A 15,242-nucleotide genomic window follows, 5' to 3' on the forward strand; every position below is an offset into this window, starting at 1 on the left:
GCTTCCCTTCGGCCGTACGGTTACGTCCAACAGCCGCAGCCATGACCCGGCGTACGAAAGTGGACACCCGGTTGCTGGGTTCCTCGGCCGCCGTCGCCGAGGAAGGAACACTCACCCGCGCCGCCCCGTGCGGACGTGTCCCCCCCGTGGCGGTGTCGCCGCCGCGTGGAACTGCTTCCCGAATTCAGCGGTCGGACGGCAGGGCGGCCACGGCCGGCACGTCGGCCTCGGAACCGACCGGGTCGAGCCGGCCCCGTGCGGGCCCCGGCACCAGGGCGGGGTCCGCACGCGGGCCGGCCGCTGTTCAGCGCTTGTACCGGGTGACACCGAGACGGTGCGAGCCCGGCCCCAGGCCGGTGACCTCGAGGCGGTCACCGGCCACCGAGACGCCGCGGCCCGCTGCGGGGCGGCCCTTCCAGACGATCCGCCCTCCGTCGCGTACCACCGTGTGCGCCGGGTCGGCCGCCGGCAGGAAGACCGTTCCACGGGTGCCGCGGGGCACCTGGAGCGTCAGGGTGAAGGACGATGCCGTGTTCTCCCACTCCACCCCGAGGGGGCCGTGCGGGGTGGGGAGCCGGCCCTGCGCCCAGGCGACGTCACCGGGGTGGGGACGCACCTCCCAGCCGGTGTAGCCCGGCGTTGTCGGACGGGCGCCCAGCAACTCGTGCGTCAGTGCCGGCAGTACGCCCGTGGACCAGCCGTGCGCCATGCTGGTGTAGGCCCCCTCGTAGAGGGAGCCGCCGGTTCCGATGCCCTCCCAGTGGGTGACGCCGGGATCGTGGCCGTCCATCCAGCCGTAGGTGCGCCTGATCTGGTCGAGGGCCGAGGCGGTCCGTCCGGTACGGAACCGGGCCACGATCTCGGGGTAGGAGGTGAAGGCGTACACACGCTGGGACGCCTCGGCGAAGAGGGTGTCGTTGTCCATGAAGGCGTTGCCGTACGGCCTCCGCGTCGTGGCGTCGAGGTGGTCGAGCGCGGCGGCCGCCCGCTCGGCGTCGGCGATGCCGTTGGTGACGGCCAGGGGGTTGCCGTCCTGGGCGTGGCGCACGGCTCCGGTGGAGGAGTCGAGGTAGGCCCCGGCGGAGTCGTCCCACAGATGGGCGTTGACGGCGCGGGCGAACTCCCGGCTGCGGCCGGCCCATCGCTCGGCGTCCGCCGTGTGCCCGAGCCAGCGGGCCAGCGAGGCGGCGTTGTCGAGGGCCTGGACGTAGAGGGCGTTGTAGTAGGTGACGCGCCCGGTGCGGCCCAGGAAGGCGTAGTCGCCGTACCCGCCGGTGCCGTTGAGCCCCTTGCTGAGCAGTCCGGAGCTGTCCGTCACGCTGGGGTACCAGGTGTCCAGCACCTTGACCAGGTTCGGGTGGTGGCGGACGGCGTAGGAGCGGTCGCCGGTGTACAGGACGTAGTCCCAGCTGCACGTCACCCACCCCAGCGGATAGTCGAACAGGGGGAGGGTGTAGCCGTTGATGGAGGCGGGCGGTATCCAGCCGTCGGCCCGCTGGTGGTCGGCCAGGTCGGCCAGGACGTTGCGGGCCGCGGCGGCGGCGTCGTCGTGCGTGAGGTAGAGGGTGGGCGCGGAGACGGCGAGGTCGCCGACGTAGGGGTCGCGGTCGCGCTTGGCACCGTCGTGCAGCACCAGCCGGCCTTCGAGCGAGGCGCTCCAGGCGCCGCGGGGGTCGACGTCGTCCTGCCGGAAGGTGTCGGTGACGAGTTCGTTGGTGTAGGCGGCGCCGTACCAGTACCGGTTGAGGGCGTCGTCGGAGCACAGGAACCACCCGCGGTAGGTGCCGGGTGTGCCCAGGTAGGCGGTGAAGTCCAGGTCGACGGAGTCGATCTCGACGGTGCCCCACGGCTGGGCGACCGGCGCGTCCGACGGCAGCGCGTCGAGGGTGATCCTCAGATAGCGGAAACCGTGGAGGCCGTCGGCGTAGACCTTTCCGTCCCGCAGGTGACCCTTGCGGTCCGTCCAGGTGGTGCCGCGCGCCGGAACGGCGAACTGATCGGTGCCCCGGCCCGCGCCGCCGGCCTGGTCGGAGCGGGTGAAGTCGGAGCGGTCGGTGAGGCACTCCACGGTTTCCGAGAAGGCGAGGCGGACACCGGGGGAGTTGGCGGACGCCGAGGCGAAGCGGATGCGCGGGTGTCCCACGACGACCTTGCCGAAGTCGACGGTGACACTGGGGGCGGCGACCGCCTCCACCGGCGCGGGCCACACCTCGTTGACCCGGGTGAACGCTCCGCGCGGTGTGTCCTGGACGCCCGTGACCGTGATGCGGACCCGGTCCGTGGGGACCGGCTGCGCGAAGGGGACGGCGCACTGGATGACATCGTTGTCGACGACGGTCGCGACGGTGCTCCAGGCATCGTCCTGCCAGACCTCGACCGTGAAGCCGGTCGGTACGCCGTCGCTGTTGGACAGCACGGTGATGCCCGACAGCCGCCGGGGCGCGGGCACGGTGATCGTGAGCGTGTCCGGGAAGGCGCCCTGCGTGTCGTCGTTCCAGAACGTGTCCGGGTCGCCGTCGACGGCGTTGGTGGCGTCGTAGGTGCGCGGGGTGCCGTCGTTGCCGTTGTTGCCCGCGTGCGAGGAGGACGCCTCGGCTGTGGTTCCCCGCGGCCACCTCGGCGGGTCGGCGGGTTCGGGGCGGCGCAGGACGGTCGTGGCCCCGCCACGCCCGAGCAGTGCCTCGGGGCGGCGTACGTCCCCGGCGGACGCGGTCACGGCCACGGGCCGGACGGTGCGGCTGGAAGGGCCTTGCACGTAGCGGTGCCAGGAAGTGGTGCCGCGGGGCACGGCAGGAGCGGGATCCGCTTCGACGGGGGCGGCGGTGGCGGGGGAGGCGGCGGCCAGGGGGAGACCGGCGGCGGACAGCGCCACCATGGCGGCGCCCGCCGCGAGGACGGTACGGCGGGCGGGGTCGGAGTCGGGAGAAGCGGTGCGGCTCTGTGACATGACACCTCGTTGTGGAATGTCTGACTGAAACGATTCAGGCCGAGCGTGCGGTGCGACGCTGTCCGAGGGACGCCTTTGTTGTACAGGTGTCGCACGGAGTGCGGCCGACGCCGCGGGTGCGGGGACCGGTCGCTGAACGCGTGCTTCGGATCAGGGTGTTCCGGTGCCGGTCGAGGCGGTGCCGGCCAGGAGGACGTGGCGACGACCTCCGCAGCCGGGGCGGGGCAGGGCGGGGTGAGGCCGATGCTCCCGCCGGTCCGCACCGGCGGCGGTGGCATGCCGCAGGTATTGCCTTCGACTGCATTCATTGCAACGCGTTATTGCGTTCAGCTCCAGTGTCATTGCATCAATTTACCGCTCTCCAGCTGGGGAAACGTGTTCTGTGTGATTGACGGTCGTTCCGGACGCACCGTAGCTTTCAAGCATCGTAAAACATCCCGTCATGCGAGATGAGGAACAGTCATGGGTGAGTCCCCGTACACCGTCACGACGATGCCGGCGGCGCGTCGGCCCGGCTGCCCCTTCGACCCGCCGGCCGAGCTGATCGACGCCCGACGGCACGGTCCCATCAGCCGCTTCACCTTCCCCGGAGGGAAACCCGGCTGGCTGATCACCGGATACGACCTGGTCCGCTCGGTCCTGGCCGACTCGCGCTTCAGCTCGCGCAAGGAACTCATGCTCCACCCGACCATCGACTACGGCGACATCGAGATTCCTCCGGCGCCGCCCGGCGAGTTCCTCCTCATGGACGAACCCCAGCACAGCCGCTATCGGAAACCCCTGATGGGGAAGTTCACCGTACGGCGGATGCGGCTGCTCACCGAGCGCGTCGAGCAGATCACCACTGAGCACCTGGACGCCATGGAGCAGGCCGGGCCGCCGGCGGACCTGGTGACCGCGTTCGCCAAGCCCATCCCCGCCGTCATGATCTGCGAGCTGCTGGGAGTGCCGTACGAGGACCGGGGCTCGTTCCAGGAACAGGTCGACTCGTTCATGGACGGGGAGACCAGCGACGAGGACCTGGTGGCGGCCTACACCGCGACCCAGGACTACCTCGCACGGCTGGTGGCCGCCAAGCGCGCGAACCCCACCGACGACGTGCTCGGCGACCTCGCCGACACCGATCTGACCGACGAGGAGCTGAAGGGGATCAGCCTGATCCTGCTCGCGGCCGGACTCGACACCACCGCGAACATGCTGGCTCTGGGCACCTTCGCGCTGCTGCGGAACCCCGGGCAACTGGCCGCGCTGCGCGCCGAGCCCGCGCTCGCCGACCGGGCCGTCGAGGAACTGCTGCGGTATCTGAGCGTGGCCAAGACGTTCATGAGGACGGCGCTGGAGGACGTCGAACTCGGCGGCCAGACCGTCAAGGCCGGCTCGCGGGTGATCCTGTCGTACCACACCGCCAACCGCGACCCCGAGCGCTTCACCGATCCGCACACGCTCGACCTGCACAGGCAGGAGGGCGGACACCTGGCCTTCGGTCACGGGATCCACCAGTGCCTGGGGCAGCAGCTGGCCCGCGTCGAGATGCGGGTCGCGTTCCCCGCCCTGGTCAACCGCTTCCCCACACTGCGTCTGGCCGTACCGGCCGAAGAGGTCGCCCTGCGCCCGGAGACCGCGGACATCCACGGAGTGAAGAGTCTCCCGGTCACCTGGGACGTGTGAGCCGTGCGGATCACCATGGACGCGGAGCGCTGCGTCGGCGCCTCGCCGGACCTGACCGCGCGGGCGGCGCCGCTGTCGCTCACCAGTCCCGGGCGGCGATCAGCTCCTCCACGTCCGCGTCCGTGAACCCGTAGGCCGACGCGACGAACCAGAAGTCCTCGGCGATCTCCTCCCGCGCGACCGTCTCGATCTCGCTCCCGGCCGCTTCGAACTCCGTCTCCAGGAGGTTGAACTCCTCCGTCGCGGCCCGGGTGAGCGCGTACAGAGCCGCCAGATCCGACGGCCGCTCGCTCTCGATCCGCTCGCACAGCCGCAGCAGGACCTCCCGGCCCTTGTCGACGACGTGATCGGGGAAGTACGAGTCCGCGTACAGCTGCCGCAGAAACGCGTGCTCCGCCACCTGCTGGTTGGTGATCGGCATGGTGCCCTCGTCCCGGTAGGAGAACTGACGCGCCGATCATGCACGACACCACTGACAGCGACGCCGCCTCCGGGTTCCCGTGAACCGAAGCCCTGCAGGAACCACGGACGTCGTACGGCTCGGCCGGGCCCGGCACTGCTGCATCGCGACCGTCCGGTCCGCTCCGCGCAGGTGTACGCGTGGCGGGTTCATCTGCCCGTCACCGGACGGCCATGCGAAGGACGCCTGCGCGGGCATCAAGTGGAAAAGGTTCGGAAAAACGGCTGTCCGAGCCGGAGGATCGGCCGTCGGAGGGCCGGGACGGGAGAATGTGGCCCATGGGTGGTTTTGTGGTGGCCATGCTGACGCGGGTCGGAATGGCGCTCGCTGAGGCGATCATTGCGCGCTTCGCGTGGGAACTGTACGCCTACATGCGCTCGCGGAATGCCGCCGCAGCGGCGGCATGACGCATGCAGCGGCTCCCGGTGAGAGAAGCACCGGGAGCCGCTGCTGTTGTCCTTCGCCCCTGTCTTTCGCCTCGTCGGATCAGGACGACTTGTTCTTCGCCGACGCTCCGGCCGTCGTTTTGGGCACGGCCTTCGCTTCTGTCTCGGTGTCCTCTTGACGGTGCGCCTTTGCCGGCGGTGCGTTCCCCGTCTCCGCCTCCTGGTGCTCCGGCGTCCCCTGCTCCTCGCCTCGGCTGCGGAGGACCGCCGTCGCCCCACCGATGACGAGGGCCACCGGCCAGTCGAGGGCCCCCGCCACCGCGAGTGCTCCCAGACCGCCGTAGAGGGCGATCGTCTCGGGTGCGGGACGTGAGGGAATGCGTGACGCGACGGTGCGGACGTTGGCGGACACGTCACCCGGCGTGAGATAAGGGAGGGGCAGCCGGGCGTGCAGGATGTGCATGCGCAGCCCGTCGGTGCTTTTCTGAGGCTGTTGTCCCTCGGTTTTGCTGCGACGTGCTTGTCGTTGTGCCGTGGTCGTCCGTCCCGTTGATGCGATGGTGGTCATCTCGGCTCCTTGCCCGGCCCGTCGCCGGTATGGCGTTCCGCGGACGGTGTGTGCCGACGGGTACCTCTTCACCGCGTGGAAAACCAAAGGACTTCGGTCGCTTTTCCGCTGCCCGCCGGGCCGAGAGCCGGTCACCTCGGGCGGTGCTCGCCGCACCTCATGTCACGGCAGCACTTCCTGTGTCACCACGATGTGCCCCTGGTCGGGGTCGACGACCCCTCCGAGCCGCTGGAAGGCGCCGTCCGTCAGGTCGAGGCACTTGGGTTCCTGCGGGGTCTGCTGGAAGGTGCCGCGGTCGTTGACGCGGACGACCAGTGACGCGCCGTTCGCGACGTTGGTGACCCGCACCCGGGTGCCGAACGGCAGCTGCGGATCGCGGGTCAGCGAGGTCGCCGCGGTGTCGGCGTCGTTGTCGAAGAGTTCTCCGCTGGCGGTGTAGGCACCCGCCGGGACGGGACCGTAGTGCGTGGCCCAGCAGGTGTCGGCCAGGGGGGTGGCGGCGGCGCTGCCGGGGGCCAGGACGAGCGCGGCGGACAGCGCGGTGATGCCTGCGGTCAGGCGGGCGAGGGGAAGTGCACGCACCGTGGGGGGGCCTTTCTCGGGCGGGACGGTCGGGGAACGGTGTGGGGGAGGAGCGGGCTCAGCCGGCCGTGCGGTAGGCGGCGCCCACCTGCGTGGCGGTCGTGCCGTTGTACAGGCCGGTGCCGTCGCCGCGGCTGGTGGAGAGCGTGAACCAGGCGTAGCGCTCGATGAACGACAGTCCCTGCAGCATGGCCGTCGACTGCTGCACGAAGGCCGCCTGCTGGGCCTGTGTCGGATACCTGGGCGTACCGGACGAGAAGTCGATCAGCGCGTACTCGGTGAGCCAGAGCGGCTTGCGGTGACGGTCGTAGGTGGCCTGGAGGTAGCCGCGCAACTGGCCGGTGGCGTTCGCGGCGTCGAAGTCGGCGCCGTACCAGTGCACGGGGACGAAGTCGACGCGCAGACCCCGGGCGGCGGCGCCCTGCAGGAAGCGGTCCAGCCAGCCGCCGGCGACGTCCGCTCCGGTGGCCACCGCGGGCGCGCCGAGGCGCAGGCCGGTGGAGTGCAGCCGCGGCCACAGGTCGAGCGCCTGCTCCACGGTCATGGTCGCCTGCCCCGGGTGGTCGGGCTCGTTGAAGCCGAGCAACGTGGTGCCCTGCCGCTTGGCCTGGTCCAGCTCGGCGTCGGTCACGGAGCCCGGTCCCCAGATCATGGGGACGAACTCGACGCCGGCCGGCGCGGTGACGCTGCCCGGGCCCGAGGACCAGGTGTAGAACCAGCCGGCTCGGGAGTCCGCGAGGCACTGGGCGACCCCGGTGAAGTCCCAGGCGCTGACGCCCTTCTTCCTCACCGCGGCGGTGCCGGTCTCCGGTGCGGCCACGGCCGCCCGGCTGAGGGCCGAGAAGGCGGCCGGTGCCGTCGCCAGTGCGGTCAGTACGCTCCTTCTGCGCATGGTGTGTCCTGTCCGTCCGTTCAGGCGCCGTGGTGGAAGGTGACGGTGAAGCCGGTGCATCGGGTGCACTGCTGCATCACCTGGTTGCCGGGTTCCTGGTCCTGCTTCGACCAGCCGTACGCCTTGGGGCAGTGGGTGGCGATCATGTCGCTGTAGGCGGTCCTGGCGTCCCGGTCCGGGTTGGTGCACAGTTTCGGCGTGCCGTCGGCCCATCGCGTCAGGTTCGCGGCGGGGCACCGGGGCAGCAGGTTCTCGGAGCAGCCCATGGTGGCGCAGCCGCCGCCGGTACCGGTCACATCGACGGGGGTGATGGTGACCGGGACCGAGAAGGCGTTGACGTAGCTCACGTTGTACCAGGGAGCCAGGCCGTCCCTGCTGTCGAAGTTGAACTCGGCGAGGCTGACGGGCTGTTCGCCGGTGTTCGGCGCGCAGTGGTCGGCGAACACGCCGCAGTCGCCGAGTTCGCAGTGGAAGGTGCTGCCGGAGACACCGCTGCATCCCATGCGCGCGAAGAACTTGCCGCGCCAGTAGCCGGGGGCGGACGTCTCCGGAACGGTGACCGTCGCCGACCGGCCGGCCTCCAGGATCGGCAGCGAGCCGAAGTTCTCGGACCCGTCGGCGTTGACGGCACTGCCGACCCAGATCTTCCTGCCGGTGTCGTTGACGAACGTGACCGTGTGGTTGACGGCCGAGGCCGCCGCCGGTACGGCGCGGTCGGGCGTCGTGCTCGTGGCCGCCTCCGCCCGGGGCGGCGCGTCCGTGTGCGGTGGGGCCAGTACGAGCAGGACGGCGGCCACCGCGGCCAGAGCGGTCGGAATTCTGCGCACAACTCCTCCGTCGATCGAGTGGTGGGGGGTGAGGGGCCGGGAGAAGGGGGCGTGCCGGTGGGGGTGAGGTGGGGAAGGTGCGGGCAGCCGATGACACGACCCGGTTGCCGGGCCTCCTGCGTGGCAACGTTGTCACACGTCCACGGGAACTCCTGAGGGTGCTCGCGAGGGCTCGACAGCCCCATATGACAGCGATCCGGCTGGGGCCTGTCAATGGTCTGCACCAACAAGGACTCCATTTTCGGCCACCGGGCCTTTTCCTGAAACGGAGCCTTCGTCGCCGCGACCGGGAACCGAGGGGTGCCGGGCCGCGAGGACGAGCAGGCCTCCCGGTGACCTGCTCATGACGTGCCGGACGAGTGCGCGGGCCGCAGGCGTGGAGCCGGGGGCAGCGGCGCGGGTTCTCCCGCGTCCGGCGCGGTGCGGAACGCCTCGATCACGTAGGCGGCGAAGCGGCGGGAGGCCGTGATCCGGGCGGCATGCGGTGTGTCCTGGACGCCCTGGTGGGCCATGAGCATGAGGACGAGGTCGTCGACGACGAAGTCGGGGCGCAGACGGCCGGTCCGCTGAGCGCGGCGGGCCAGTTCGGCGACCGCGCGCAGTGTCCGCTCCCGGTCGGCGGCGAAGTCCATGGTCTCGGGGAAGGCCGTCATGAAGGCGTCGGCGAATCCCCGGCTGTGCGCGTGCAGTTCGCAGATCCGCTCGACCAGGCTCCGGAACCCGTGCCACGGGTCCGCGTCCGCGAGGGCGTCGCGGACGGCGGTGTGACAGGCTCGCCGCTGCTCGGCGAAGGTCTCCACGATCAGTTCCTGCTTGGTCGGGAAGTGCCGGTACAGCGTGGCGGGGCCGACGCCCGCGTGCCGGGCGACCTCGCGCATGGGCGCACCCAGGCCCTTCTCGCCGAACACCGCGCGGGCCGCGGTCAGGATGCGGGCCCGGTTGTCGCGGACGTCGGAACGCACGGTCCGAGTCACATGGACGGTCATGGTTTCTCACTTTAGCCAGCCGGACGGGGGCGTCCGTTACGGTCCGACAGCAGTGCTGCCGCCCCGCCCGGCGCCTTGCCGGTGACGCCTCGGCTGTGGGGACCGGCTCGACATCCACGGCCGCAGCACCTGCGGCCCGTCCCTCCACCGACTCGAGGAGCAGCGATGAAAGCCGTCGTGATCAGGACGTTCGGAGACCCCGACGGCCTGGAGGTCGTCGACGTACCCGAGCCCGTTCCCGCCCCGGGGCAGGTGCACATCGCCACGGAGGCGATCGGGGTGGGCGGCGTGGACGCCGTGATCCGCCGGGGAGCGCTCGCCGCTCACGGCTTCCGGGAGGGCCACCTCCTCGGCAGCGAGATCGCGGGAAGCGTCACCGCGGTGGGCGAGGGCGTGGACACCGCGTGGATCGGGCGGCGGGTGTGGGCGTTCACCGGCCTGTCCGGTGGGTACGCCGAGCAGGCCGTCGCCGCCGTCGAGAACGTCCTCGCGCTGCCCGACGGCCTGACCGGCGCCGAGGCGGTGGCTCTCGGCGGCTCCGGCGTGGTCGCCCACTTCGCCCTGAACCGCGCCCGCTTCACGCCCGGTGAGACGGTGCTCGTGCGCGGTGCGGCGGGCAGCATCGGGATCACGGCGGTCCAGCTCGCGGCCGGGGGCGGCGCGGGCGCGGTGGTGGTCACCACCTCGTCGGCCGAGCGTGGCGCCCGCCTGCGGGACCTGGGCGCGACCCACGTCCTCGACCGTTCCGGCGGGGGCGGCCCGGACGCACCGGCCGGCTTCGACGTGGTGATCGACGTCGTGGGAGGTCCCCGGCTTCCCCTCTTCCTGGACAGGCTGAACCCCGACGGGCGGTACGTGGCGCTCGGTGTGGTCGGCGGGCAGCCGCCGGCGGACTTCGGCATGCGGCTGCTGGACGCCTTCCGCAAGTCTCTGTCGTTCGCCGTCTTCAGCTCCGACACCGTGCCCGCCCCCGAGAAGCAGGCCGTACGGTCGTCCCAGTTCGCCGATGCCGCACAGGGGAACCTGCGCACGGTCGTGCACGAGGTGCTGCCGCTGGACCAAGTGGTCTCGGCGCACCGCGCGATGGACGAGGGCAAGGTGTTCGGCAGGATCGTGCTGACCCCCTGAGCCGGGCGGGACGGCGCCCGCCGTCCGGGTGACGGGGCCGGGCCGTTCGGCGCTCGCTCGCCATCCGACGGAGATCCCGGGCGGGTCCGGCCGGGAGGGCGACCGGACCCGGTGGGCGGGGAGCCGGCTTACGGCTGTCGGTCGGTGTCCTGGCCGGTGGTGAGGCGTCGTGCCTCACGCCGGCCCGCGTAGCGTTCCTTGCGGTTGGCCGTCCTGTTCATTCCCTGCCGCTCTTTGGTGCAGGTCCGCCGCATGCACCCGGAACAGCAGGTGCGGCCGAACAGCAGCGTGTCGGGGTACCACCGGCAGCGGGTGTGCGTGTCCTGCGGTGTCGGGGCCGGCGGCAGGTCGCAGGATCCGTGGCGGTGGTCGTGGACCGGCCGGGGGTGGTGCTCGGCGAAACGCACCCACAGGGGCTTCGTCTTGTCGGTTCGGGACATCTCGTTCCTTGAGGGAACCCGCCGCCCGTGCTCCCGGACCTTCCGGGCGGGCGGCTGGGCCAAGGAATCCACGAGGGCCGTCACGATGACTCGCACGACACCGCACTCCTCTCACTGATGGGCAACAGAGCAGGATATGGCACAAGCCGGTCGCGCTCCACGGTATTCGCGCACGGGCTTCCGGTCCGGCGGTGGACGCCGTCGCGAGCGGCGCGGTCCACGGCGGTTCGGCGGCCTGGGTGAGGACGGCGCTCTGCGGGAGGCCGATGGTGAGGCCACGGAGCCCGGTCGCGCTCACCGGGCGCGAGACCGACGACCTGCTCGGTGACGACGAGGCGTGTCGTCCTCGCCCACTCGCCCGCACCGCTCTCGTGCTCAAGCGTTGCCGGTGCTCGCCTGCCTGCGGTCACTTGCGAAGTCGAGAACGGTACTCGCCCGGGGCCATGCCCCGGGCACGGCGGAAGGCACGGCTGAAAGCGTGCGGGGAGCCGTATCCGACCGCCTCGGATATCGACTCGACCGGTTCGTCGGTGTCGCGGAGCCGGACGGACGCCAGGTCCATGCGCCACTGTGTCACGTACGCGCCCGGCGTCCGGCCGAGGGCGGACCGGAAGCGCCTGGACAGCGTCGCGCGGGAGACGTTCGTCGCGGCGGCCAGGGTCTGTGTGGTCCAGGGGTGTTCCGGTCGGGCATGGACGCAGGCCAGGGCGTCGCGTACGACCGGATCACGCATCGCGCCCAGCCACGAGCCGGACCGCTCCTCCGGGTGGCGGTCCAGCCAGGCGCGTACGAACTGCACGAGCAGAAGGTCGACGATGCTGTTGACGGCGGCGGTGGTGCCGATCTGCGGCTGTGCGAGTTCCGCCGTGAGGAGTTCGACGGTTCTTGCGAGCTGTGCGTTCTCGCGGGCTGCGACGTGTACCGGCCGGGCGAGGGAGGTGAGCACCGGTGTGCTCACCTCCGGGTCCTGTTCATAGTGCAGGACGATCACTTCCGTCTGCACCGGTGCCGAGCCCAGTCGGAGGGCGCTGCCCTCGGCGAGGGCCCGGACCGCCGCCTCACGGTCACAGGAGCCCATCGTCACGCTGGAGCCGCCGGCTATCCCGTGTGCGGTGCCCGGCGACACCAGGACGGCGTCCCCGGCCCGCACCTCCAGGGGCTTCTCGCCGGTGACGTGGAGCCACATCGTGCCACGGGACACCACGTGCAGTGCCGCTCCCGGATAGGAGTCCAGCCACTGGCCCCAGGTTCCTCCGGCCTTCAACACCACCCCGAGCGCTCCTCGCGCACCCGAAACCCGCAAGGCCTCCGCAAGCACATCCATGGTTCCCATCCTCGCCGACCGCCGCGAACCGCGACGGCCGGCGGGCGACGTCGTACATGTCCTCGTCCAGGGCTTCAGGTCACGTCGAGGACGATCTTTCCGTGCACCCTCCGGGCGAACAGCGCCCGGACGGCGTCGTCCACGTCCTTCCAGTCGCCCCGCAGGCCGACCGGTACCGCGATCCTCCCGGCCGCTACGAGGCCCAGGAGATCCGTCAGCTCCTGGCTGGGCGGCGTCATGTCGCCGTAGGTGGCGATGGTGCGGGGTTCGCCGAACCCGAACAAGGTCCCCGAGGAGAACGTGGTGTCCTCACCCGAGGAGAAACCGACCAGGTGGAGGGCGCCGCCCTCGGCGAGGGAACGCCACGCCCGGGCCGGCACCGGCCCGCCGACCGTGTCCAGGACGAGGTCGAACCGGTCCTCGGTCTCGTCCAGATCGGTCAGGACCTCCTCGGCCCCGAGTGCGCGGAGTCCGGCGGCCCGGTCCGGCGAACCGACGAGTGCCGTCACCCGGGCGCCCGCCAGCGCCGCCAGTTGGACGGCGAAGTGCCCGACGCCCCCGCTGGCGCCGGTGACCAGGACGTTGCGCGCCAGCAGGGACCGCTTGCGGAGCACCCGCAGCGCGGTGACTCCGGCGACCCCCAGCGCGGCGGCGTCGGCCAGATTTACCCCCTCGGGGACGGTGCCGAGCCAGCCAGGGCCGACCGCCACCCGCTCCGCCCACGCGTAGGGGGCCATTCCCAGTGCGACGCGCGTGCCTTCGGGCGGCCCCGAGCCGTCGGACGCGGCGCGCAGCACGACGCCGGCGGCGTCGTGGCCGTGCACAGCGCCGGCCGGCCACTCCTGCGGGTACTTCAGCTCCCCGAAATTGAGGCCGATGTGCCGTATCTCCACCAACGCCTCACCGGCGGACGGTACGGGCTCATCGACATCGGCGAACCGGACGGGGCCGGCCTCGCCGTGATCGACCACAAGGGCGCGCATAAGGTGTGCTTCCTTCTTTCGCGGATGCGCCTGAACACTCGGCGCGGCAGCGGATCGAGTGCGCGGAATGCCGCACCGCCGCCTTCTTGAAACCCTACGCACGACCAGGACGGCGACCAGTCCCATGAGAATCAATCAGTTGACGATCTGTGTCAGTGCGACGCGTGGCCCGTCGGGGCCCGCACGTATCCGGCGGAGCGTCCAGCCGTCCACGTCCCCGATGCCGTCGGGGGAGTGGAGAAGGTCGGCCGACGCCTCCGGCAGCGCCGGGTCGTCGACAGTCCGCTGAGCCGGCCTCGAAGCGGAGTCACTACTACCGCCATCCGCTGCTCGACCGGTCCCCACCCCGAGCCGCCGGCCGGCCGCTGCGCCGACCGCAAAGGGCTGCTTGCCGCTCGGTCCGCCGTTCGCCGACGGCATCCTTGACGCCGGCCGCCGTCGAGCAGGTGGGAACACCCCACGTCCAGCCGGCACGCACCGAGGACTTCGCCGCCACGCCGCGTGCCCGGACGGAGTGGAACGGATGAGGCTTCAGTCGGCGGACGCGGCCCGAGCGGCGCGCAGCAGCCTCAGCCGGCCGATCTCCGCCACACTCTTCAGCAACTCGGCGTTCACCCAGGCGGCCATGTCGGCGACAGTGTGCTCGCCGTCGTGTCGCCACGGGAACGACGCGAACCGGTCGAGGTCCGCGCACCGGCTGCCCGCCCGGGCCCGCGACCAGCGCCCCGACGAACGGCTCGTCCCGGCCGGGCCGGCTCTCCGGCGTACGGCTGGCTGGCTCTCCGGGCCCGCGCCACCGCGCTCGCCGCCTTCCTGGGCGGCGTCGGACTGATCGACCCGGGGCCGAGCGGCAGCGCGCTGTTCCCGAACCCCCTGGCACCCCATGCACCAGGGGCTTCATCCCTTCCGCACCCATCCCTCGCCATGGCCCTGCCGTGCCTGTACGGGGGTCGAGATCACCGGCCCAGGGCGCCGAGCGCCGGTCGCGCCGCACGGGTCAACGACTCGCGGACCGCGCACGGGACCGGAGAGGGCGGCCGGCCAAGTCGACAGCATCCACGAGACCTGCTTCCCTCCGGCGCCGAAGGGCTGCCCATCCGCCCGGCCCGGCCGTCCGGCCGGCGCGAGCCGCAGCGTTTTCTCCAGGCACCATACGAAACGTTTCGACTCCACTCGCGAATCTTGCGAGAGGTATTGACGCCGCTTCCCGGTCTCCTATCATCCAGGTTGCTCGACACCTCGACTAATGTTCGATATTGCGAACATGTCGAAGGTGCTCCATGCGCGCAACGGGACGCCTTCGGGGCGCGCCCGCCGAAACGGCCGAGTCGAAGGAGTGCGCCGCTCATGTGTATGTCATGGACGTGTCAAGCATGTTCTGTCCTCGCGTTCTGCTCAGCGGAGTCGGCCGCCGTCGGCGTCCGGCGCAAGCCGGTGCGGTTCGCGGCGAACCGAAGGCGCCGGGCGCCGCCGGTGTGTCGGAAGGTCTCGCGGGACCGGAAAGCCGCAAGGGATCGGCCCGGTGCCCGCGAAGTCGCGCGAACCGCACCGCATCGACCGTCCGGACAGCCTCTCACGGGGGCGACCGGAACCGCCTGCTCAAGAATCGAGGGGTCTTCATGCGCAGAGGAAGTTTCAGCCGCAAACGTCTGTCCGTGGCGCTCGCCGCCGCGATCGCGGCCCTGGTCTCGTCGGCGGTGACGCCCGTCGCCGCCCCGGCTCAGGCGGCCACCAGCGCGTGCTCTCTTCCGTCGACCTACCGGTGGACGTCGACGGGCGTGCTGGCGCAGCCGGCGAACGGGTGGGTCTCGCTGAAGGACTTCACCAGCGTCATGTACAACGGCAAGCACCTGGTCTACGCGTCGAACGTGTCGGGATCGTCCTACGGCTCGATGAGGTTCAGTCCCTTCACCAACTGGTCGGACATGGCGTCGGCCGGCCAGGCGGGGATGAACCAGGCCGCGGTGGCGCCCACGCTGTTCTACTTCGCGCCCAAGAACATCTGGGTGCTGGCGTACCAGTGGGGTGCGTGGCCCTTCATCTACCGCACG

At 71.3% G+C, this 15,242-nt stretch carries 14 protein-coding genes; 4 read left to right on the forward strand and 10 right to left on the reverse strand.

All coding sequences use genetic code 11. The features are described from left to right. Positions 1-304: 304 nt before the first annotated feature. The gene (locus IE271_RS34650) at positions 305-2,947 is read right to left on the reverse strand and encodes an alpha-L-rhamnosidase-related protein (RefSeq protein WP_190194445.1); all 2,643 of its coding nucleotides are present in this window, start codon (positions 2,945-2,947) and stop codon (positions 305-307) included. Positions 2,948-3,409: 462 nt separating this feature from the next. Between IE271_RS34650 and IE271_RS34655 the strand changes: the two genes are divergently transcribed. Beyond that, on the forward strand, positions 3,410-4,615 hold the full coding sequence (locus tag IE271_RS34655; RefSeq protein WP_190194446.1) for a cytochrome P450: 1,206 nt from the start codon (positions 3,410-3,412) through the stop codon (positions 4,613-4,615). Positions 4,616-4,694: 79 nt separating this feature from the next. On the opposite strand, the gene IE271_RS34660 is transcribed toward IE271_RS34655, so the two are convergent. Then, complete coding sequence (locus tag IE271_RS34660) at positions 4,695-5,036, reverse strand: DUF5713 family protein (protein ID WP_190194447.1); 342 nt, start codon at positions 5,034-5,036, stop codon at positions 4,695-4,697. A gap of 317 nt (positions 5,037-5,353) precedes the next feature. On the opposite strand from IE271_RS34660, the gene IE271_RS43455 reads away from it, so the two are divergent. Next, a complete protein-coding gene (locus tag IE271_RS43455; RefSeq protein ID WP_268256256.1) occupies positions 5,354-5,482 on the forward strand; it encodes a hypothetical protein in 129 nt (42 codons plus the stop codon). 79 nt (positions 5,483-5,561) lie between these two features. On the opposite strand, the gene IE271_RS34665 is transcribed toward IE271_RS43455, so the two are convergent. The 5 genes from IE271_RS34665 to IE271_RS34685 all read right to left on the reverse strand — a co-directional run bounded on the left by IE271_RS34665 (position 5,562) and on the right by IE271_RS34685 (position 9,316). Further along, positions 5,562-6,029, reverse strand: coding sequence for a hypothetical protein (locus IE271_RS34665; protein WP_190194448.1), 468 nt, complete (start codon positions 6,027-6,029; stop codon positions 5,562-5,564). 162 nt (positions 6,030-6,191) lie between these two features. Next, positions 6,192-6,611 (reverse strand): septal ring lytic transglycosylase RlpA family protein, encoded by a 420-nt coding sequence (locus tag IE271_RS34670; protein WP_229919768.1) that lies wholly within the window; start codon positions 6,609-6,611, stop codon positions 6,192-6,194. 58 nt (positions 6,612-6,669) lie between these two features. Further along, on the reverse strand, positions 6,670-7,503 hold the full coding sequence (locus tag IE271_RS34675; RefSeq protein ID WP_190194449.1) for a glycosyl hydrolase: 834 nt from the start codon (positions 7,501-7,503) through the stop codon (positions 6,670-6,672). Positions 7,504-7,523: 20 nt separating this feature from the next. Further along, complete coding sequence (locus tag IE271_RS34680) at positions 7,524-8,330, reverse strand: thaumatin family protein (RefSeq protein WP_190194450.1); 807 nt, start codon at positions 8,328-8,330, stop codon at positions 7,524-7,526. A gap of 341 nt (positions 8,331-8,671) precedes the next feature. Next, the gene (locus tag IE271_RS34685) at positions 8,672-9,316 is read right to left on the reverse strand and encodes a TetR/AcrR family transcriptional regulator (RefSeq protein ID WP_190194451.1); all 645 of its coding nucleotides are present in this window, start codon (positions 9,314-9,316) and stop codon (positions 8,672-8,674) included. Positions 9,317-9,481: 165 nt separating this feature from the next. Here IE271_RS34685 and IE271_RS34690 point away from each other — a divergent pair, with 165 nt between their 5' ends. Then, on the forward strand, positions 9,482-10,444 hold the full coding sequence (locus IE271_RS34690; protein WP_190194452.1) for a zinc-binding dehydrogenase: 963 nt from the start codon (positions 9,482-9,484) through the stop codon (positions 10,442-10,444). A gap of 128 nt (positions 10,445-10,572) precedes the next feature. On the opposite strand, the gene IE271_RS34695 is transcribed toward IE271_RS34690, so the two are convergent. The 3 genes from IE271_RS34695 to IE271_RS34705 all read right to left on the reverse strand — a co-directional run bounded on the left by IE271_RS34695 (position 10,573) and on the right by IE271_RS34705 (position 13,191). After that, on the reverse strand, positions 10,573-10,884 hold the full coding sequence (locus IE271_RS34695) for a hypothetical protein (RefSeq protein WP_190194453.1): 312 nt from the start codon (positions 10,882-10,884) through the stop codon (positions 10,573-10,575). Between the two features lie 406 nt (positions 10,885-11,290). After that, positions 11,291-12,208 carry an AraC family transcriptional regulator gene (locus IE271_RS34700; protein ID WP_190194454.1) on the reverse strand — a complete coding sequence of 306 codons (918 nt, stop codon included), beginning with the start codon at positions 12,206-12,208 and terminating at the stop codon, positions 11,291-11,293. A 74-nt stretch (positions 12,209-12,282) separates the two neighbouring features. Further along, positions 12,283-13,191 carry a zinc-binding dehydrogenase gene (locus tag IE271_RS34705; RefSeq protein WP_190194455.1) on the reverse strand — a complete coding sequence of 303 codons (909 nt, stop codon included), beginning with the start codon at positions 13,189-13,191 and terminating at the stop codon, positions 12,283-12,285. Between the two features lie 1,619 nt (positions 13,192-14,810). On the opposite strand from IE271_RS34705, the gene IE271_RS34715 reads away from it, so the two are divergent. Beyond that, positions 14,811-15,242, forward strand: a 432-nt coding sequence (locus tag IE271_RS34715) for a non-reducing end alpha-L-arabinofuranosidase family hydrolase (protein ID WP_268256257.1), incomplete at its 3' end; no start/stop codon positions are given.

Origin of the sequence: Streptomyces minutiscleroticus (assembly GCF_014650875.1) — a bacterium.
Taxonomy (GTDB): Bacteria; Actinomycetota; Actinomycetes; order Streptomycetales; family Streptomycetaceae; genus Streptomyces; species Streptomyces minutiscleroticus.

Coding starts and splice junctions, on each gene's coding strand:
- IE271_RS34650 (WP_190194445.1), bottom strand. CDS start 2,947: ATGTCACAGAGCCGCACCGCTTCTCCCGACTCCGACCCCGCCCGCCGT.
- IE271_RS34675 (WP_190194449.1), bottom strand. CDS start 7,503: ATGCGCAGAAGGAGCGTACTGACCGCACTGGCGACGGCACCGGCCGCC.
- IE271_RS34685 (WP_190194451.1), bottom strand. CDS start 9,316: ATGACCGTCCATGTGACTCGGACCGTGCGTTCCGACGTCCGCGACAAC.
- IE271_RS34695 (WP_190194453.1), bottom strand. CDS start 10,884: ATGTCCCGAACCGACAAGACGAAGCCCCTGTGGGTGCGTTTCGCCGAG.
- IE271_RS34665 (WP_190194448.1), bottom strand. CDS start 6,029: ATGACCACCATCGCATCAACGGGACGGACGACCACGGCACAACGACAA.
- IE271_RS34655 (WP_190194446.1), top strand. CDS start 3,410: ATGGGTGAGTCCCCGTACACCGTCACGACGATGCCGGCGGCGCGTCGG.
- IE271_RS34700 (WP_190194454.1), bottom strand. CDS start 12,208: ATGGATGTGCTTGCGGAGGCCTTGCGGGTTTCGGGTGCGCGAGGAGCG.
- IE271_RS43455 (WP_268256256.1), top strand. CDS start 5,354: ATGGGTGGTTTTGTGGTGGCCATGCTGACGCGGGTCGGAATGGCGCTC.
- IE271_RS34660 (WP_190194447.1), bottom strand. CDS start 5,036: ATGCCGATCACCAACCAGCAGGTGGCGGAGCACGCGTTTCTGCGGCAG.
- IE271_RS34690 (WP_190194452.1), top strand. CDS start 9,482: ATGAAAGCCGTCGTGATCAGGACGTTCGGAGACCCCGACGGCCTGGAG.
- IE271_RS34705 (WP_190194455.1), bottom strand. CDS start 13,191: ATGCGCGCCCTTGTGGTCGATCACGGCGAGGCCGGCCCCGTCCGGTTC.